The sequence below is a fragment of the Streptomyces sp. AHA2 genome (assembly GCF_036857595.1).
Taxonomy (GTDB): Bacteria; Actinomycetota; Actinomycetes; order Streptomycetales; family Streptomycetaceae; genus Streptomyces.
Map to the genome: position 1 here is coordinate 15,846 of NZ_JAUQWJ010000001.1, position 18,145 is coordinate 33,990.

Annotated in this window: 16 protein-coding genes; 4 read left to right on the forward strand and 12 right to left on the reverse strand. The window is 74.3% G+C overall.

The genetic code is table 11. The annotated features are described in order from the left end of the window. Positions 1-31: 31 nt before the first annotated feature. A complete protein-coding gene (locus Q5694_RS00095) occupies positions 32-523 on the reverse strand; it encodes an Lrp/AsnC family transcriptional regulator (protein ID WP_333929847.1) in 492 nt (163 codons plus the stop codon). A gap of 59 nt (positions 524-582) precedes the next feature. Here Q5694_RS00095 and Q5694_RS00100 point away from each other — a divergent pair, with 59 nt between their 5' ends. Continuing rightward, positions 583-1,806: a trans-sulfuration enzyme family protein gene (locus tag Q5694_RS00100; RefSeq protein WP_333929848.1), complete on the forward strand. Its 1,224-nt coding sequence runs from the start codon at positions 583-585 to the stop codon at positions 1,804-1,806. A gap of 9 nt (positions 1,807-1,815) precedes the next feature. Here Q5694_RS00100 and Q5694_RS00105 read toward each other — a convergent pair whose 3' ends face one another. From Q5694_RS00105 to pdxR, 3 genes are all read right to left on the reverse strand, one after another. Beyond that, entirely contained in the window at positions 1,816-3,072 is a 1,257-nt protein-coding gene (locus Q5694_RS00105; RefSeq protein ID WP_333929849.1) for a GNAT family N-acetyltransferase, read from the reverse strand. A gap of 109 nt (positions 3,073-3,181) precedes the next feature. Next, positions 3,182-4,747 (reverse strand): alkaline phosphatase D family protein, encoded by a 1,566-nt coding sequence (locus Q5694_RS00110; protein WP_333929850.1) that lies wholly within the window; start codon positions 4,745-4,747, stop codon positions 3,182-3,184. 149 nt (positions 4,748-4,896) lie between these two features. Continuing rightward, complete coding sequence (pdxR, locus tag Q5694_RS00115) at positions 4,897-6,333, reverse strand: MocR-like pyridoxine biosynthesis transcription factor PdxR (protein ID WP_333929851.1); 1,437 nt, start codon at positions 6,331-6,333, stop codon at positions 4,897-4,899. Positions 6,334-7,004: 671 nt separating this feature from the next. Between pdxR and Q5694_RS00120 the strand changes: the two genes are divergently transcribed. Next, entirely contained in the window at positions 7,005-7,889 is an 885-nt protein-coding gene (locus tag Q5694_RS00120; RefSeq protein WP_333929852.1) for an RNA polymerase sigma-70 factor, read from the forward strand. Between the two features lie 166 nt (positions 7,890-8,055). Then, complete coding sequence (locus Q5694_RS00125) at positions 8,056-8,817, forward strand: GntR family transcriptional regulator (RefSeq protein WP_333929853.1); 762 nt, start codon at positions 8,056-8,058, stop codon at positions 8,815-8,817. 39 nt (positions 8,818-8,856) lie between these two features. Here Q5694_RS00125 and Q5694_RS00130 read toward each other — a convergent pair whose 3' ends face one another. The 3 genes from Q5694_RS00130 to Q5694_RS00140 all read right to left on the reverse strand — a co-directional run bounded on the left by Q5694_RS00130 (position 8,857) and on the right by Q5694_RS00140 (position 11,945). After that, positions 8,857-10,014 (reverse strand): ROK family transcriptional regulator, encoded by a 1,158-nt coding sequence (locus tag Q5694_RS00130; protein WP_333929854.1) that lies wholly within the window; start codon positions 10,012-10,014, stop codon positions 8,857-8,859. 88 nt (positions 10,015-10,102) lie between these two features. Further along, entirely contained in the window at positions 10,103-10,762 is a 660-nt protein-coding gene (locus tag Q5694_RS00135) for a response regulator transcription factor (RefSeq protein ID WP_333929855.1), read from the reverse strand. 4 nt (positions 10,763-10,766) lie between these two features. Next, the gene (locus Q5694_RS00140) at positions 10,767-11,945 is read right to left on the reverse strand and encodes a sensor histidine kinase (protein ID WP_333929856.1); all 1,179 of its coding nucleotides are present in this window, start codon (positions 11,943-11,945) and stop codon (positions 10,767-10,769) included. 162 nt (positions 11,946-12,107) lie between these two features. Between Q5694_RS00140 and Q5694_RS00145 the strand changes: the two genes are divergently transcribed. After that, a complete protein-coding gene (locus tag Q5694_RS00145; protein ID WP_333929857.1) occupies positions 12,108-12,539 on the forward strand; it encodes a hypothetical protein in 432 nt (143 codons plus the stop codon). Positions 12,540-12,581: 42 nt separating this feature from the next. On the opposite strand, the gene mug is transcribed toward Q5694_RS00145, so the two are convergent. The 5 genes from mug to Q5694_RS00170 form a co-directional block, all read right to left on the reverse strand. Continuing rightward, entirely contained in the window at positions 12,582-13,154 is a 573-nt protein-coding gene (mug, locus tag Q5694_RS00150) for a G/U mismatch-specific DNA glycosylase (protein ID WP_333929858.1), read from the reverse strand. Positions 13,155-13,167: 13 nt separating this feature from the next. Continuing rightward, on the reverse strand, positions 13,168-14,610 hold the full coding sequence (gene purB, locus Q5694_RS00155) for an adenylosuccinate lyase (protein ID WP_333929859.1): 1,443 nt from the start codon (positions 14,608-14,610) through the stop codon (positions 13,168-13,170). 120 nt (positions 14,611-14,730) lie between these two features. Further along, complete coding sequence (locus Q5694_RS00160) at positions 14,731-15,510, reverse strand: SGNH/GDSL hydrolase family protein (RefSeq protein WP_333929860.1); 780 nt, start codon at positions 15,508-15,510, stop codon at positions 14,731-14,733. Between the two features lie 161 nt (positions 15,511-15,671). After that, a complete protein-coding gene (locus Q5694_RS00165; RefSeq protein ID WP_333929861.1) occupies positions 15,672-16,685 on the reverse strand; it encodes a hemolysin family protein in 1,014 nt (337 codons plus the stop codon). Further along, the gene (locus Q5694_RS00170; protein WP_333929862.1) at positions 16,682-18,022 is read right to left on the reverse strand and encodes a hemolysin family protein; all 1,341 of its coding nucleotides are present in this window, start codon (positions 18,020-18,022) and stop codon (positions 16,682-16,684) included. The genes Q5694_RS00165 and Q5694_RS00170 overlap by 4 nt, the downstream gene beginning before the upstream one ends. Between the last annotated feature and the right edge of the window lie 123 nt (positions 18,023-18,145).

Here is an 18,145-nt window from a genome sequence, read left to right on the forward strand (position 1 = left end):
CGGTCCATCCTGGTACGGCGGACCGCGTGCGTCACCCGGATTGAGCCGTGGGCGAAGGCGGCAGCAGCGGACCGCACTCCCACTGCTGGAAGATCAGCCGGGTCTCCACCCGTGCCACCTCCCGCCGCGCGGTGAACTCGTCCAGCACGAGCCGCTGCAGGTCCGCCATGTCGGCCACGGCGACATGGACCAGGTAGTCGTCCGGGCCGGTCAGATGGAAGACGGTCCGGGACTCGGGCAGGGCGCGGATCCGCTCCACGAACGGGCCGACCAGCTCCCGGCGGTGCGGTCTGACCTGCACCGACAGCAGCGCCTGGAGTCCCCGCCCGAGCTTGGCCGGATCCAGTTCCAGCCGGTGCCCGAGGATCACCCCCGAGCGCCGCAACCGGGTCACCCGGTCCAGACACGTGGACGGCGCCACCCCGACCTGCGCGGCGAGATCCCGGTACGTCGCCCGGGCGTCGTTCTGCAGCAACCGCAGAAGATGAAGATCAACCGGGTCCAGTACGACAGATGCGGCCATCGGCCGAACGTAGCACGGGGTTCGCCGCCGCGGACCCGGTCGGTGTTCACCCTTCCGTCATGGACACAGCGAGCATGGGCGCCTACGACGACGTACGCACCGCACCGCGAGCACTCGCCACCGAGGCCGTGCACGCCGGCCGGGACGATCTCGCCCGGCAGGGGCTGCACGCCCCGCCGATCGACCTGTCCACCACCTACCCCTCCTACGACAGCCGCGCCGAGGCGGCACGGATCGACGCGTTCGCCGCCACCGGCGCGGAACCGGACGGGCCGCCGGTGTACGGGCGGCTCGGCAACCCGACCGTGGCCCGCTTCGAGACCGCCCTGGCCCGCCTGGAGGGCACCGAGACGGCGGTCGCCTTCGCCAGCGGCATGGCCGCGCTGAGCGCCGTCCTCCTCGCCCGCGGCGCGGCGGACCTGCGCCACGTCGTCGCCGTGCGCCCCCTGTACGGCTGCAGCGACCACCTGCTGACCGCCGGGGTGCTGGGCTCGGAGGTCACCTGGACGGACCCGGCCGGAGTCGCCGACGCGCTGCGCCCGGACACCGGGCTGGTCATGGTCGAGTCCCCGGCCAACCCCACGCTCGCCGAGGTCGACCTGCGGGCCGTCGCCCACGCCTGCGGCTCGGTCCCGCTGCTCGTGGACAACACCTTCGCCACGCCGGTGCTCCAGCGCCCCGCCGAGCAGGGGGCCCGGCTGGTGCTGCACAGCGCCACCAAGTACCTCGGCGGGCACGGCGACGTCCTGGCCGGTGTGGTCGCCTGCGACGAGGAGTTCGCGGGGAGGCTGCGCCAGGTGCGCTTCGCCACGGGCGGTGTCCTGCACCCCCTGGCCGGCTACCTGCTGCTGCGCGGCCTGTCCACGCTGCCGGTCCGGGTGCGGGCCGCCTCCGCCACGGCCGCCGAACTGGCCCGCCGCCTGGCCGCCGACCCGCGGGTGGCCCGGGTGCACTACCCGCGCATCGGCGGCGGCATGGTCGCCTTCGAGATCCACGGCGACCCGCACGAGGTCATCGCCGGAGTCCGCCTGATCACCCCGGCGGTGAGCCTGGGCAGCGTGGACACCCTCATCCAGCACCCGGCGTCCATCAGCCACCGCATCGTCGACGCCGACGACCGGCGGGGCGCCGGGGTCGGTGACCGGCTGCTGCGCATGTCCGTCGGGCTGGAGGACGTGGAGGACCTCTGGTCGGACCTGGACCGGGCGTTGCCCGGCCCGGCCGGGGACGCGGTGAACCGCGCGAACGGCGCGCACGCCCCCGCCCCCGCCCCCGCCCACTGACCGGCGCCCCTACGGTGCGGAGGTGCTGCCCAGTTCCTCCGCACCCGCCGGCACGGCCTCACCCAGCCGTGCCGTGATCACCAGCGTGCCCTCCTCGACCTGGTAGTCCAGGGGAAGTCCCAGACCCCGCATGGCCGCGACCATCGCGGTGTTGGACGCCTGTGTCACCGCGTACACGCCGGCGCAGCCGGCCTCGACGGCCATGCCCACCAACCGGGCGAGCAACTGGGCGCCCACGCCCCGGCGTTGCCAGGCGTCCTCGACGATCAGGGCGACCTCCGTCTCGTCCCCGTCCCACAGCAGGTGACCGAGCCCGACGATCCGGCCGGAGGCGCTCTGCACGGCGAGCGTGCGCCCGTGCCGCGGGCTGAGCAGGTGGTTGAGGTACCGGTCGGCGTCACCGACGGGCCCGTGGTAGCGCAGCCTCAGCGTCCGCGGCGAGCACCGCTCGTGCATCGCCCGGGCCGCGGGCAGGTCCCGCGGGTCGGCCCGCCGCACGGTGATGCCGCTGCCCTCGGCGAGGGTGAGCACGTCGGAGCCCTGCGGCACCCGCGGGCCGAGGCGGGCGTCCAGTTCCACCAGGGCCCTGGCCCGGGCGAACTCGGTCGGGGTGAAGGGCAGGTACGGCCGCTCGACGGTGATCGTCCCGCCCTCGGGTGCGCGCAGCCGCATCACCGTGTCGTCGAGCGCCCCTTCCACCGGCGCGCCGTCCGGCGCCCGGCCGCCGCCGGCCGGAGCGGGCCGGGAGCGGATGGTGCACCGCCCCAGCAACTGCCGCAGCGCCAGCGGCAGTTCCGCCGCGTCGAGCGCGGTGCGCGCGGCGAGCCCGAGGACCCGGGTCGGTGCGTCGACCAGATCGTGCGCGTCGGCCCGTTCGAGCCAGGTGTCGGTGCCGCCGGCCGACCCCACGGCCGCGGCGAGATCCGGGGCGAGCAGCCCGGCCGGGGCCCGCAGCAGGAACTCGTCCACGGTGCCCTCGGCCAGTGGATGCGTCTGCAGGCTGAGGATGTCCACCCGCTGCACGGCGAGGACCGTGCACAGGGCGGCGAGCGAGCCCGGCTCGTCCTTCACCGTGGTCCGCATCCGCCACAGGGTGTCCGCCCCCGGCACCTGCTGCGGTGCCGGGGACCCGGTATCGCTCGTCGGCGGCGCGTGTTCGTGGCGCCGACCGAAGCACCCGTTGAAGGCGGCCCTGGCCCGCTGCCAGGCCGTCGGGGTGCGGCGGTCGTCGTTGCGGTCGGCCGGTTCGCTCACATCACGCGTCATGCACCCACTGTGACGGAACGGTGTTGCGCGATCGAGAACGGATTGTGACCGGCGGGTAAAGGAGGCGGTTTCCCCCTTCTGTCCATGTTTCAAAGGTTGCGCTGCGTACTCACTGGCCGACCCGCCCCGGCTGGAGCACCTTCGTGAACAGCACCGTCCCGTCCTGCTCCCGCAGACGCACCGTCAGCTCACCGCTGTGCCCGTCGATGTCGACCTCGCCGAAGAACTGGTAGCCGCCGGCCGGGGAGACGTTGCCCGTGGCCGGTGCCTTCACGAACACCCGGTCCGGGCCGAAGGTGCCGTCGAGCGCGCTCGCCGGGAAGGCACCGGCGTTCAGCGGGCCCGAGACGAACTCCCAGAACGGCGCGAAGTCGGTGAACGCGGCCCGCGAGGGCAGGTAGTGCTGGGCCGAGGTGTGGTGCACGTCGGCCGTCAGCCACACCGTGCCGGTGATCCGCCGGTGCTTGATGTGCCGGAGCAGCTCGGCGATCTGCAGCTCGCGGCCGAGCGGCTTGCCCGGGTCGCCCTGGGCGACGGCCTCGACGTCCGTCGTCCCGTCCGGCACGACCAGGCCGATCGGCATGTCGGAGGCGATCACCTTCCACACCGCACGGGACCGGGACAGCTCGCGCTTGAGCCACTCCAGCTGCTCGCGGCCGAGGATGCCCTGCTCGTCGGCGGGCTGGTCGCCGGGCGAGTTGGCGTTGCGGTAGGTGCGCATGTCCAGGACGAACACGTCCAGCAGCGGGCCGTGGTGCTGCACGCGGTGGACCCGCCCGCCGGGCCGGCGCAGCGTGGAGATCGGGAAGTACTCGGAGAACGCCCGGCGGGCGCGGGCGGCCAGCACGTCGACGCGCTTCTCGGTGTAGCGGCCGTCGGTGAGGATCTCGCCCGGGTACCAGTTGTTGGTGACCTCGTGGTCGTCCCACTGGACGATGGACGGCACACGGGCGTTGAAGGCCCGCAGGTTCTCGTCCAGCAGGTTGTAGCGGAAGTTGCCGCGGAACTCGGCGAGCGTCTCGGCGACCTTGGACTTCTCCTCGGTGGTGACGTTCCGCCAGGTGCGGCCGTCGGGCAGGGTCACGGTCTCGCTGATGGGGCCGTCGGCGTAGACGTTGTCGCCGCTGCACAGGAAGAAGTCGGGGTCGAGGGCGGCCATGGCGTTGTAGATCGTGTAGCCGCCGAACTCCGGATTGATGCCCCAGCCCTGACCGGCGAGGTCACCGGACCAGACGAACCGCACGCCGTCGCGGCGCCGGGCGGAGGCGGTGCGGAAGGTGCCGGTGACGGGTTCGCCCGTACGGCGCGGGTCGTCCGGGTCGGCCAGCAGGACGCGGTAGTGGATCTGCTCGCCGGAGGGCAGGCCGCGCAGCCGGGTCGTGCCGGTGAAGTCCGTGCCCGGACCGAGCAGCGGGCCGTGCCACCGCCGGGTGTTGCGGAACGACTCGGTGGCCGAGGTCTCCACGACCATTCGGGCCGGCCGGTCGGACCGCACCCACACCAGCCCCGAGTCGCAGGTCACGTCGCCCGTCTGTACACCCCAGGCGGCGTTCGGGCGCCCGGACCGCGCGAAGGCCGGAGCGGCGCCGAGCGCGGTGGGCAGGGACAGGGCCGCCGACGCGGCGAGGGTGCCGCGCAGCACGCTGCGGCGCCGGGGGAGAGGACGGTGGGACATGAATGCGCCTCCAGGGACGGTATCCGGCCGGTGTGCACAGCCACACCTACTGGCACGCCGCAGCGCCCGCACGAACCCCAAGTGAACAACCGGCCGCAGGATGAGGGAACAGGGCGTCGCCGCCCGTCGGCGGTCCGGCCGGGCCGCCGTCAGTCGGCCACCGCCTTTGCCATCAGCCGTACGCCTTCGAGGATCCGGGCGGGCGGCACGTGGGCGTAGCCCAGGACCAGCCGTACGTCCTGCGCCCCGTCACCGGCGGCGGGCGCGTGCGAGTACGCCGACAACGGGCGCACCGCCACCCCGGCCCGCGCCACGCGCGCGAGGAACCGCTCCTCGGGCCCGTAGCGCTGCGGCAGCGCGGCGATCACGTGCAGCCCGGCCGCGATGCCCGAGACGGCCGAGCCGGGGAAGTGCGCGTCCAGCGCGGCGACCAGGGCGTCCCGCCGCTCGCGGTAGGCGCGCTGGCAGCGGCGCAACTGCCGGTCGTAGTCGCCGCGTTCCAGGAAACGGGCGAACAGGGCCTGGTCCAGGGCCGGGTGGCCCAGGTCCATGGTGCGCTTGCGCTCGACGACCTCCTCCGTCCAGGACTCCGGCACCAGCAGCCAGCCCAGCCGCAGTCCCGGTGCGAGGGACTTGCTGACCGAGCCGGTGTAGGCCACGCGGTCGGGGTCGAGGCCCTGGAGCGCGCCGACCGGGGCGCGGTCGTAGCGGAAGTCGCCGTCGTAGTCGTCCTCCAGGATCAGGCCGTCCACCGACCGGGCCCACTCGAGCAGTTCGGCGCGGCGGCGGGCCGAGCAGGCGATGCCCGTGGGGAACTGGTGCGCGGGTGTCGTCACCAGCGACCGGACCCCCGAGGCGCGCAGCGGCTCCGGCGCGACGCCTTCGGCGTCCAGGGGCAGGGGCACCGCGGCGACCCCGGCCGAGCCGTACAGGGCGTCGTGCTGCGGGCTGCCGGGGTCCTCCACGCCGACGGTCCGGATGCCGCGTGCGTGCAGGACGTGTCCGAGCAGGGTCGTCGCCTGGGCCACCCCGGAGACGACGACGATCCGCTCGGGGTCGGCCACCACGCCCCGCCGCCGGGAGAGCAGTTCGGCCAGCGCGGTCCGCAGCCGGGGCAGGCCGCGCGGATCCGGATAGCCCAGCTCGCGGTGGGGCAGCTCCGCCAGCACCGCTCGCTGGGCGGCGGCCCAGGCCGAGCGGGGGAACAGTGCGAGGTCCGGCGTGCCGGGCACGAAGTCCGCCCGGGTACCGGGGGAGCGCGGCGCGAGATCACGCGCCCCGGGCCGGGCGGACCGCACGGCGTCGCCCACCCAGGTCCCGGCGCCCCGGCCGCTGCGCAGATAGCCCTCGGCCGTGAGCTGCTCGTACGCCTCCGTGACCAGACCCCGTGAGACGCCCAGGTCCACGGCGAGGTCCCGGCTCGACGGCAGTCGCGTGCCCGCGGGGAGCCGTCCGGAGCGGACCGCCTCGCGCAGGGCCGCCTGCAGCGAGCGCCCCCGGGTGCGCGCGGGCGCCGACGCGGCGGGGAGCAGCAGCTCCCAGGCGGCCGACGCGCCCTCGCCCGGATGACCGTGCCCCGACCTCATGAGGGAAGACCTTAGAGGCTGCGCCGCCCACCCGGCGGGCCGCGGTGCCACACGTCCACCCGCGAGGGCAGGGGCGACCCGCTGCTCCTGCTGCATGGCGTCGGCCACCACCGGCAGGCCGGGTCCCCGGCCCGGTACGACAGGGCCACGGCCCGCTCGCCGCGCGCGGTGGCGACGTCGCAGGAGGCGGTGGCGGACCCGGGGTGCTCCTCGGCTGCTCGCTGACGAACGTTCTCGCTGACGAACGTCATGGACGGCCGTCAGCGACTGCCGCCGACGGGCAGCCCCGGGAGGCAGATGCATCTCGGCCGAACGACGCACCGCCCTGCCCGGCCGGTTCGGCCGGCCGCCGGACCGGGTGCTCGGACCCGGCGGCCTCGCGGCCGGGCCACCGGCGAGCGCGGAGCGGCTGGGGCCACGGCTGAGCCCAGAATGACCGGCCACCACCGAGCGCGGACTCCCGTCACCGTTCGTCCGCGTGCACCTCGCCCCACGGACGAAGGCGTGGTGCCCATCCGGACACCCGGCCCGGTTCCACGCTCACCCCCGGTCGACGGCGGTGAGCTCCTGAAGGAGCCGTCCCGCCGGCCACCTGCCTCCTGTCGGCCAACGTGTCCGGGAAGATCCGGTTCCGTCTGGACAGGGCAGCGGCGGTGGGCTGGGATGGAACCGTGACGACCGAGACCGCCACCGACGTCTTCGAAGCGCACCGACCCGTCCTGCTGGGTGTCGCCTACCGCATGCTGGGGCGCGTGGCCGACGCCGAGGACGTGGTGCAGGAGGCCTGGCTGCGCTGGTCGGGCGCCGACCGCGGCGACGTGCGCGATCCGCGCGGTTACCTCGTGCGCATCACCACCCGCCTCGCCGTCGACCGGCTGCGCCGGATCAAGTCCCGCGGCGAGACCTACATCGGCCCCTGGCTGCCCGAGCCGTACGTCACCGACTTCGGCGACACCGTCCCGGACACCGCCGAGCGGGCCGTGCTCGCCGACTCCGTCTCCCTCGCCGTCCTCGTCGTACTGGAGTCGCTCTCCCCCCTGGAGCGCGCGGTGTTCGTGCTCCGCGAGGCCTTCGGCTTCCCCTACGCCGACATCGCCGCCATGCTCGACCGGGGCGAAGCGGCCGTGCGCCAGCTGGCCGGGCGGGCCCGCAAGCACGTGGAGGAGCGGCGGCCCCGCTACGAGGTGGACCCCGCCCAGCGCCGTGACCTCACCGAGCGGTTCCTCGCCGCCGCGGCCGACGGGGACCTGGAAGGGCTGATGGCCCTGCTCGCGCCGGACGTCCGGCTCGTCGGGGACAGCGGCGGCAAGTCGCGGGCACCGCTGCGGGTACTGCACACCGCGGACAAGGTCGGCCGGTTCCTCGTCGGTGCCGCGCGCAAGGGCGTCGAGGACTTCTCGGTCCGCCACCTGGAACTCAACGGCGGCCCGGCGGTGCTCGTCCTGTCCGGCGGCAAGCCCGACGCGGTCTTCCAGCTCGAGGTGGCCGACGGCCGCGTCCAGGCCGTGTACGTGGTCCGCAATCCGGACAAGTTGCGGACACTGCCCGCCGCCTAGGGGGCGCCCGGTGGCCCCGGCGCGGCGTGTGTCAACGCGCCGTGAACGCTCCCGCATTGGTCTTGACCAAGCATCAGGGCCGCCCTATGGTCGCAGATAAGTGCAACAACCTTTAATAAACAAGGGCGCTAAAACGAAGCCGACCACGGCGATTGCGGAGGACAGGGTGGGGACCACGCAGTTGGAACCGGTGCCGGAGCCGAAGTACTGGCACCTCAAGACCGTGCTCAGCCAAGCGCTCGACTCCGATTTCGCGGTGGGGGAGATCCTGCCCAACGAGCGCGACCTCGCGGCCCGTTTCGGCGTCGCCCGCGCCACGCTCCGCCAGGCCCTGGAGCAGCTCGAACTGGAAGGCAGGCTGCAGCGCCGCCGCGGCGTCGGCACGACGGTCGCACCGCCCCGCATGGGCGTCTCCCTCGGCACCGGCCCGCACACCTGGCCCGGCGGCCCGGAGGACGCCTGGCAGCCCGTCGACTGCACGGACGCGGTACCCCCCGCCCCCGTCGCCGAGGCACTGGAGACCCGCGACGACGAGCCCGTGCACGTCGTGCGCCGCTTCCGTGTCTCCCACGGCCGCCCGGTCGCGGCCGAACTGCTCTACATCCCCGAGACCTCGGTGCCCGAGCTCTCCGGCATCGACGCCCCCTCCGGGGCCGCCCGCGCGCGTGCGGTCCTGCGCGAGCTGCAGCGCCTGGAACTGGACCGGCAGGAGAACGCGGTGGAGCTGGGATCGGCCGGGGCGGACGACGCCCGCGAGCTGGACCGGCTTCCCGGTGCGCCCGTGCTGGTCGTGACGACGAGGTTCGTCACGGCGGGGCGCACGGCCGCGCTGTCCGTCGCGACCTACCGGGCCGACACCTGCCGGCTGACCTTCGGCGACGCGGGGCGCGTGGAGATCCACGACGGCCCGCAGCGCCAGGCCTCCTGAAGCCGCCGCTCCCGGACCGCCCCCTCCCCTCCCGTCCCGTCAGCGGCGCGGCGTGGTCGTGCCCTCCACGCTGAACAACTGCTCCTCCACGTGGTCCAGCGCGAGCCGCAGCGCTCCGGTCGCCACCGCCGCGTCTCCCAGACGGGACAGGGCCACCTGCGGCGGGCGCAGGCAGTAGCGGGCCAGTTCCCGGCGCAGGGGGTCCAGGACACCGTCCAGGCCCGCGGCCCAGCCGCCGATGACGACCAGCTCGGGATCGAGGGCGAGGACGAGGGCCGCCACGTCGTGGACCAGGCGCTGCAGGAACCGGTCGACGGCAGCCCGGGCCCGCTGGTCGCCCCGACGGGCCTGGGCGAAGACCCCGGCGACCGCCTGCTCGTCCAGCGGCGGCAGCGGCTCGTCGGTGGTCGACAGCAGCGTCTCGGGGGTGACCTCCCGGCCCAGCAGGTGCAGCGCGCCGATCTCCCCGGCGGCCCCGCCGTAGCCGCGGTGCAGCCGTCCCCCGATCAGCGAACCGGCGCCCGGACTCAGACCGGCCAGCACGAAGACCACGTCGTCCGTCTCGACCGCCGCGCCCTTCCAGTGCTCGGCGACGACCGCCGCGTTGGCGTCGTTCTCGACCAGCACCGGGCACTTGAAGGACCGGCTCAGCCGTTCGCCCAGCCGCAACCCCGTCCAGCCGGGCAGCGCGGTGCCCAGCCGCACGGTGCCGTCCGCGTCCACGATCCCGGGCGTCGCCACTCCCACCGCCCGCAGCGAGCCGCGGGCCACACCCGCCCGGCGCAGCAGCTCGGCGACGGCCCCGCGCAGCCGCTCCAGTCGCTCGTCGGCCTCCGCGGTCTCCGGGACGTCCCGGGCCTGGGAGCCGATCACCCGGCCGTCCAGGTCCGCCAGCAGCGCCGCCACCCGGCGCGCCCCGATCTCCAGCCCGAGCAGGTGTCCGGCCTCCGCCCGGAACCGGAACCGCCGCGCGGGCCGCCCCTGCCGCCGCGCGGCACCCTCCTCCGCGGCCTTCTCCACGACCAGCCCGGCCTCGATCAGCCCCTCCACGACACCCTCGACGGTCGGCCGGGACAGCCCCGTCACCCGGGTGATCTCGGTCAGCGTCGCGCAGTCCGTGGCACGCAACGCGTGCAGCACCACCGCGGAGTTGATCCTGCGCAGCAGCGAGGGGTCCCCGCCGGTCAGCCGCCCCACCGTCCGTCCTCCCAGGTCGTGCGCGTGTTGGCCGGATCGTACTTGGCCCGGCCCTCCCCGGCGAGGGGCGGGCACCAGGATGCGGTGGTCAGCCCGGCGCGACGAACCCCGACTCGTAGGCGGCGATCACGGCCTGCGTGCGGTCCCGCGCCCCCAGCTTCGCCAGCACGCCGCTGACGTGCGTCTTGACGGTCTCCGTCCCGACCGCGAGCCGGGCGGCGATCTCCGCGTTCGACAGCCCGCGCGCCATCAGCCGCAGCACCTGCGCCTCACGCTGGGTGAGCCGGGCCCGTTCCAGCGCGGCCCGCGCGGCCCGGTTCCCGCCGTCGCCGTGCGCGGCGGCCAACTGCCGCACCGAGGCCGGGAACAGCAGTGACTCGCCCTCGGCGATCAGCCGCACCGCGTGAACGATCTCCGCCGGCCGGGCGCGCTTCAGCAGGAACCCGTCGGCTCCGGCGCGCAGCGCCTCGTAGACGTACTCGTCGTTCTCGAAGGTCGTCACCACGAGGATGCGCGGGGGCTCGTCGAGCAGCCGCAGCAGGGTCCGGGTGGCCTCGATGCCGTCCAGCAGCGGCATCCGCACGTCCATGGCGACCACGTCCGGCCGCCTCCGCCGCACCAGCGGGAGCACCGCCGCCCCGTCCGCGGCCTCCCCGACGACCTCGATGTCCGGCTGCGCCTCCAGCACGGCCCGCAGGCCCGCGCGCACGAGGGGCTCGTCGTCGACGAGGAGGACGGTGACCGGCACCGGATCAGCGTAGATCACCCGACGGAAGCTCCACACGCACCTGCCAGTCGCCGCGGTCGGGCCCCGTGGTGGCCCGGCCGCCCAGCAGGGCCGCACGCTCGCGTATGCCGCGCAGGCCGCTGCCGCGCCCGGGCGGAGGCGCCGCGACCGGCAGGGGGTTGCGCACCGCGAGGACCAGCGTGCCGCCGGCGACGACCACCCGTACGCGCACCGGGACCGCGCCCGCGTGCCGCAGCACGTTGGTCAGCGACTCCTGGAGGATCCGGTAGCCCTCCCGGGACACCGGCCCGGGCAGTGCGTCCACCGGTCCGGTCACCTGGGCGTCCACCTTCGCGCCCGAGGCGCGCGCGGACTCCAGCAGCCGCTCCGCGTCCGCCAGGGTCGGCCTGCCGCCGCCCGCCTTCTCCGGTTCACGCAGCACGCCCAGCACCCGCTCCAGATCCTCCAGGGCGGCCCGGCCGGTCTCCTCGACGGCGCGCAGCGCCCGTTCGGTATACGCGGGATCGCCCGCCGCCCGAGCGGCCCCCGCCTGCAGCACGGCGACGGTGAGGGCATGCCCGATGGAGTCGTGCAGCTCACGGGCGATCCTGGTGCGCTCCAGCAGCTGCTCGGTCCGCTCCTCCAGTGCGGCGATCCGCTCGGCGGGGGAGGGGCCGAGCAGACGCACGGCGAGCGCGGTGGCCAGGTGCCCCGACTGCACCACGGTCACCGCCAGCAGCACCACGGGCACGGGCGCGAGCAGGGCATGCCACCAGTGCGGGTTCCCGACGGGCAGCCAGGCACCGCCCGCGCGTCCACCGTCCAGTGCGGCCGACACCAGATCCGCCGTCAGGAGGAGGAGCTGGACCGAGAGATGCGACACCGAGACACCGAGCAGCAGCCGCGTCTCCAGCCACACCGCCGTCCGTCCGCGGTCCGCCCAGGTGGCCGACGGCGTGGCCGCGATCCGGACGTCTTCGGGGCCCTGCCGGTGGCCGGTGAGCAGGAGCCGGGCCTGGAAGCCTTCCACGAGGCGTGCCGCGGGCACCAGACCCGCGAGCCCGAGCAGCACCGCCGCCGTGGCCACGGTCCACCACGCCTCGTCGACGAACAGCCACAGGGCGGGCCACACGATCGCCATGCACAGGTGCAGCCAACGCGTGTAGGTCACCGCCCGCGTGAACGGACGCAGCATGCGGATCATGCCCGCCATGGTCCCAGCCGGTCCCGAACGGGCCGAAGGACCCGGTCGTCGTCCTGCCCGGCGGTGAAGTCGCCGGTCTCGCCGAGGAGTTCGCCACCCCGGGTGGCCGACCGGCCGGATGACGCCCCGCCAACTGTCAGTGGCGGCGGGTTTACTGGACTCATGGACATCGCACAGCACATCGCCCTCATCGACGAGCTGTGCCACCGCCCCTTCCCGGCGGAGCACGGCCCGTCGGACGTCGGCGTCTCCGGGCCCGGACACCACGCCGCGGTGCTGGCGACCGCGGGGGACGGCGACCCGGCGCTGCGCGCGGTGACGGTCGGGCAGTTCGAGAAGGACCGCGACGCCGTCCACGAGGTCCTCGCCTCCCGCTGGGGCGACGCGGACCCGTACAACCTGCTCACGGTCCTGCTGCGCACCGAGCGGGAGGAGATACCCCGGCCGTGGGCCGAGTTGAGTCAGCGGGCGAGCGTGGCCCTCCTGTGGGAGGTGAAGGGCACCGGCCGCTGGGTCGCCGTGGCGGTCGCCGACCGCGACCCGTCGGACGCGGTCCGGCTGCTCGCGCTGGTCACGCAGACGGATCCTCCGTAGCGGACGGGGCCGGAAAGACGGATCCCCGGTCGGGGCCCGGGATCACAGGGACGGATCCTCCGCCGGGGCGGCAACCTCGGCGGCCTCCCGCAGCCGGGCGAACTCCTGCGCCATCGTCTCCAGCGTCCAGTGCGCGTTCAGCCCGCTCGGATTGGGCAGCACCCACACGCGCGTGTCCCCGATCGTGCGCTCCTGGGGCCCCACCCGGGCCTTGCGGTCGTCGAACGCCGCGCGGTACGCGGTCACGCCCACCACCGCCAGCCAGCGCGGACGCAGCCGCTCCACCTTGTGGGCCAGCAGCCGCCCGCCCTCCCGGTACTCCTCGGCGCTCAGTTCGTCCGCCCGGGCGGACGCCCGCGCCACGACGTTGGTGATGCCGAGCCCGTACGACAGCAACTCCTCCTGCTCGGCGGGCTTCAGCAGCCTCGGCGTGAAGCCGGACCGGTGCAGCGCGGGCCAGAAGCGGTTGCCCGGGCGGGCGAAGTGGTGGCCCGTCGCGGCGGTCATGAGCCCCGGGTTGATCCCGCAGAACAGCACGTGCAGGCCCTCCGCGACCACGTCGGGCACGACGCGGTCGCGGGCGGCCTCCAGCTCCTCGGGGGTGAAGCGCGGCATCAGCGGCGACGCGTCACAGGATCGCGCCGGGCGTGTAGCCGGCGGCCCGGGGGTGCTGCTTCACGATCTCCTCGACCCGGGCGACGACGGTGGCCACCTGGTCGCCCGCGGCGCCGGTGAAGGACAGCTTGTCCGCCATCAGGGCGTCCAGCTGACCGCGGTCCAGTGGGATGCGCTCGTCGGCGGCCAGCTTGTCGAGCAGCTCGTTGCGCTCGGCGCCCTGCTCGCGCATCGCCAGCGCGGAGGCCACGGCGTTCTCCTTGATCGCCTCGTGGGCGAGTTCCCGGCCGACACCCGCGCGCACGGCGCCCATGAGCACCTTGGTCGTGGCGAGGAAGGGCAGGTAGCGGTCCAGCTCCCGGGCGACGACCGCCGGGAACGCGCCGAACTCGTCCAGCACCGTCAGGAACGTCTCCAGCAGACCGTCCAGCGCGAAGAAGGCGTCCGGCAGGGCGACGCGGCGCACCACCGAGCAGGACACGTCGCCCTCGTTCCACTGGTCGCCCGCCAGCTCGCCCGTCATCGAGGCGTAGCCGCGCAGGATGACCATGAGGCCGTTGACGCGCTCGCAGGAGCGGGTGTTCATCTTGTGCGGCATGGCCGAGGAGCCGACCTGACCCGGCTTGAAGCCCTCGGTGACCAGCTCGTGCCCGGCCATCAGCCGGATCGTCTTCGCCAGCGAGGAGGGAGCCGCCGCCAGCTGCACCAGCGCGGTGACGACCTCGTAGTCCAGCGAGCGCGGGTAGACCTGGCCGACGGAGGTGAACGCCTGGGAGAAGCCCAGGTGCGCGGCGATGCGCTGCTCCAGGTCGGCGAGCTTCGCGGCGTCCCCGCCCAGCAGGTCCAGCATGTCCTGCGCGGTGCCGACCGGGCCCTTGATGCCGCGCAGCGGGTACCGCCCGAGGAGTTCCTCGACCCGGCCGTACGCCACGAGCAGCTCGTCGGCCGCGGTGGCGAAGCGCTTGCCGAGGGTGGTGGCCTGCGCGGCCACGTTGTGCGAGCGGCCGGCCATGACCAGCTCGCCGTACTCGCCGGCCAGCCTGCCGAGGCGGGCCAGGACCGCCACCGTGCGGTCGCGCATCAGCTCCAGCGAGAGCCGGATCTGCAGCTGCTCGACGTTCTCGGTGAGGTCGCGGGAGGTCATGCCCTTGTGCACGTGCTCGTGCCCGGCGAGGTCGTTGAACTCCTCGATCCGCGCCTTCACGTCGTGGCGCGTGACCTTCTCGCGCTCGGCGACGGAGGCCAGGTCGACGGTGTCGAGCACCCGCTCGTAGTCGGCGAGCGCCGCGTCCGGCACCTCGATGCCGAGGTCCTTCTGGGCGCGCAGCACGGCGAGCCAGAGCTGCCGCTCCAGCCTCACCTTCTGCTCGGGCGACCAGAGCGTGGCGAGCTCGGCGGAGGCGTAGCGTCCGGCGAGGACGTTCGGGATGCGGGGCTTGGCGGGAGCGGAAGTCACGTGGACGGATTCTACTGGCGATTCGTGCAGGCCGGCCGCACGGGTGCCTTCGTCGGAAGCGACGAGACGCGCGCCACAGCGCGGGGACGCGCGGCGGCCGTCACCACGTCGACGGGGTGCTCATGCCAGGTCCTCGAAGGGCAGCAGGTCCGGCCGCTTCGGGGGCAGGCCGTCACCCGAGGAGCGGCCCGTGAGACGGCGGCCGATCCACGGGAGCAGGTGCTGCCGCGCGAAGCGCACGTCCGCGACCCGGCGCCTGACCCAGCCCGGCGGCAGCGTGGCCGGCATCGGAGCGTGCCAGTCGGCGTCCTCCGGCTCGTAGCCGAGCGCCTGCCACACGGCCTCCGCGACCCGGCGGTGGCCCTCGGCCGTCAGGTGCAGCCGGTCCACGTCCCACAACCGCGGATCGCTCAGCGAGCGTGCGCCGTACAGGTCGACGACGAGCGCGCCGTGCCGGGCGGCCAGGTCGTCGACGCAGGCGAACAGCTCCTCCATGCGCGGGCGGAACCGCTCCAGCACGGGCCCCTGGCGGCCCGGGCTGCGCATCAGCACGAGCTGCTTGCAGGAGGGGGCCAGCTTCTCCACGGCCTCCTCCAGCAGCGCGCGCACCCGCCCCATGTCGCACTTGGGCCGCAGGGTGTCGTTGAGGCCCCCGACCAGTGTGACGACGTCGGGCTGCATGGCGGCCGCCACGTCCACCTGCTCCTCGACGATCTGCCGGATCAGCTTGCCGCGCACCGCCAGGTTGGCGTAGCGGAAGCCGGGCGTACAGGTCGCCATCCGGCCGGCGAGCAGGTCGGCCCAGCCCCGGTAGGTGCCGTCGGGCATCAGGTCCGACATGCCCTCGGTGAAGGAGTCGCCGAGTGCGACCAGGCTGGTGTAGGTGGGGTTCGTCTGCATGGCGACGGAAATGGTATCCCGTGCACATACCCAGCAGTCGGTCGCCCTCGGGACCGGACAGCGGACCGGCCGTCACCGGTGCCGGAACGGCCACTGCCGGCCTCGGACCGGCCACTGCCGGCCTGCCACCGGTCTCCGCCGCGGCAGGTGCGGCCGCCGCCTCACGCCCGCTGACCGAACAGCTCCCGCAGCACGTCCTCCATCGTCACCAGCCCCGCCAGCCGGCCGTCCGCACCGAGGACGGCCGCGAGGTGCGTACGGCTGCCCCGCATCGCCGTGAGGACGTCGTCCAGCGGGGTCGCCTCCCGCACCCGCGCGATGGACCGCATGTCCCGCAGCCGGAACGGGACGTCCCGCCCGGCCGCCTCCAGGGCGTCCTTGACGTGCAGGTAGCCGACGATCCGCCGTCCCTCGTCCACCACCGGGAAGCGGGAGAACCCGGACTCGGCCGACAGCCGCTCCAGCCCCTCGGGCGTGATGCCCACGCTGGCGTACACCACGCGCTCCAGCGGCATCACCACGTCGCGCACCGGGCGCCGGCCCAGCTCCAGGGCGTCGTGCAGCCGCTCCCGGGCGCGGTCGTCGATGAGCCCGGCCTCGCCCGAGTCCTTCACGATCTGGGCGATCTCCGCGTCCGAGTAGGAGGCCGCGACCTCCTCCCGGGCCTCCACCCGCAACAGCTTCAGCAGCGCGTTCGCGAAGGCGTTCACCGTGAAGATCACCGGCCGCAGCGCCCGGGACAGCGCCACCAGGGGCGGGCCGAGCGCCAGCGCGCTGCGCACCGGCTCGGCGAGCGCGATGTTCTTCGGGACCATCTCGCCGAGCAGCATGTGCAGATACGTCGCCACGGTCAGGGCGATCACGAAGGACACCGCGTGCCCCGCCCCCTCGGGGACGCCGACCGCGTGGAACGCCGGCTCCAGCAGGTGCGCGATCGCGGGCTCGGCCACCACGCCCAGCACCAGGGTGCACAGCGTGATGCCGAGCTGCGCGGCCGCCATCAGCGCGGACACGTGCTCCAGGCCCCACAGCACGCTCCTGGCGCGCCGGTCGCCCCGGTCGGCGTAGGGCTCGATCTGGCTGCGGCGGACCGAGATCAGCGCGAACTCGGCCCCGACGAAGAACGCGTTGACGACGAGCGTCGCCAGGCCGATCAGCAACTGGACGGCGGTCACAGCTCCGCCCCCTTCTCCTCGGGCCTGACGTCGTCGAGGGGCGCGCGCAGCATGACCCGGGCCGCCCGGCGGCCCGTCGCGTCCAGGACCTCCATCCGCCAGCCCGAGACCTCGAGCAGATCGCCGGGCGCCGGTATCCGGCCCAGGGTGGCGGCCACCAGGCCGGCCAGCGTCTCGTACGGCCCCTCCGGGGCGCGCAGGCCGACGCGCTCCAGATGGTCCACGCGGGCGGCGCCGTCGGCCGCGTACAGCGCGTGCCCGCTCTCGTCCGTCCCGGCGGGGGCGAGGTCGGGCGTCTCGTGCGGGTCGTGCTCGTCGCGCACCTCGCCGACGACCTCCTCGACGATGTCCTCCAGCGTGGCCACGCCCGCGGTGCCGCCGTACTCGTCGATCACCACGGCCATCGTGCGCCTGCCGGAGAGCCGGTCCAGCAGCCGGTCGACGGTGAGGCTCTCCGGCACCAGCAGCGGCTCGCGCATCATCTCGGAGACGTGGATCCGGGGGCGGCGCTCGGCGGGCACCGTCAGCACGTCCTTGACGTGGGCCGTCCCGACGACCGAGTCGAGGGTGCCGCGGTAGACGGGGAAGCGGGACAACCCCGTGGCCCGGGTCGCGTTCGCCACGTCCTCCAGGGTGGCCTGCACCTCCAGGGCGACCACCTGGACCCGCGGCGTCATCACGTTCTCGGCGGTCAGGTCGGCGAGGTTCAGGGTCCGCACGAACAGCTCGGCGGTGTCCGGCTCCAAGGCGCCCTCCTTCGCGGAGTGCCGGGCCAGCGCCGCCAGCTCCTGCGGTCCGCGCGCCGAGGCCAGCTCCTCGGCGGGCTCCACGCCGATGCGCCGCACGACCCGGTTCGCGGTGTTGTTCAGGTGGGTGATGAACGGCCGGAACACGGCGCTGAACCCGCGCTGGGCGTTGCCGACCGTCTTGGCCACCGCCAGCGGCGAGGAGATCGCCCAGTTCTTGGGCACCAGCTCGCCGACCACCATCAGGAACACCGTCGACAGGGCCGTGCCGATCACCAGCGCCACGCTGCGCGAGGCCGACCGCGAGATGCCGAGGTCCTCCAGGGGCCCGGAGATCAGCGCGGCGATCGACGGTTCGGCGAGCATGCCGACCACCAGGTTGGTGACGGTGATGCCCAGCTGCGCCCCGGACAGCTGGAACGTCAGGTTCCGTACGGCCTTCAACGCGCCCTGCGCACCGCGCTCGCCGCGCTCCGCGGCACGTTCGAGTTCGCCGCGCTCGACCGTGGTCAGGGAGAACTCGGCGGCCACGAAGGCGCCGCAGGCCAGCGACAGCGCGATCGCCGCCAGGAGCAGAAGCACTTCGGTCATCGGCTCACCCCCGTTCCATGGTTCTCCAGGACGGCGGTGTACGCGCGGGGAGGCTCGCCCATGGGCGGACGCTCACAACCTTTCATGCAGAACCGAGTGGCCCGACACGAGCAAAGGATGTGC

Coding starts and splice junctions, on each gene's coding strand:
- Q5694_RS00140 (WP_333929856.1), bottom strand. CDS start 11,945: ATGATCCGCATGCTGCGTCCGTTCACGCGGGCGGTGACCTACACGCGT.
- Q5694_RS00105 (WP_333929849.1), bottom strand. CDS start 3,072: ATGACGCGTGATGTGAGCGAACCGGCCGACCGCAACGACGACCGCCGC.
- Q5694_RS00100 (WP_333929848.1), top strand. CDS start 583: ATGGACACAGCGAGCATGGGCGCCTACGACGACGTACGCACCGCACCG.
- Q5694_RS00170 (WP_333929862.1), bottom strand. CDS start 18,022: ATGACCGAAGTGCTTCTGCTCCTGGCGGCGATCGCGCTGTCGCTGGCC.
- Q5694_RS00110 (WP_333929850.1), bottom strand. CDS start 4,747: ATGTCCCACCGTCCTCTCCCCCGGCGCCGCAGCGTGCTGCGCGGCACC.
- Q5694_RS00160 (WP_333929860.1), bottom strand. CDS start 15,510: ATGCAGACGAACCCCACCTACACCAGCCTGGTCGCACTCGGCGACTCC.
- Q5694_RS00145 (WP_333929857.1), top strand. CDS start 12,108: ATGGACATCGCACAGCACATCGCCCTCATCGACGAGCTGTGCCACCGC.
- Q5694_RS00095 (WP_333929847.1), bottom strand. CDS start 523: ATGGCCGCATCTGTCGTACTGGACCCGGTTGATCTTCATCTTCTGCGG.
- pdxR (WP_333929851.1), bottom strand. CDS start 6,333: ATGAGGTCGGGGCACGGTCATCCGGGCGAGGGCGCGTCGGCCGCCTGG.
- mug (WP_333929858.1), bottom strand. CDS start 13,154: ATGCCGCGCTTCACCCCCGAGGAGCTGGAGGCCGCCCGCGACCGCGTC.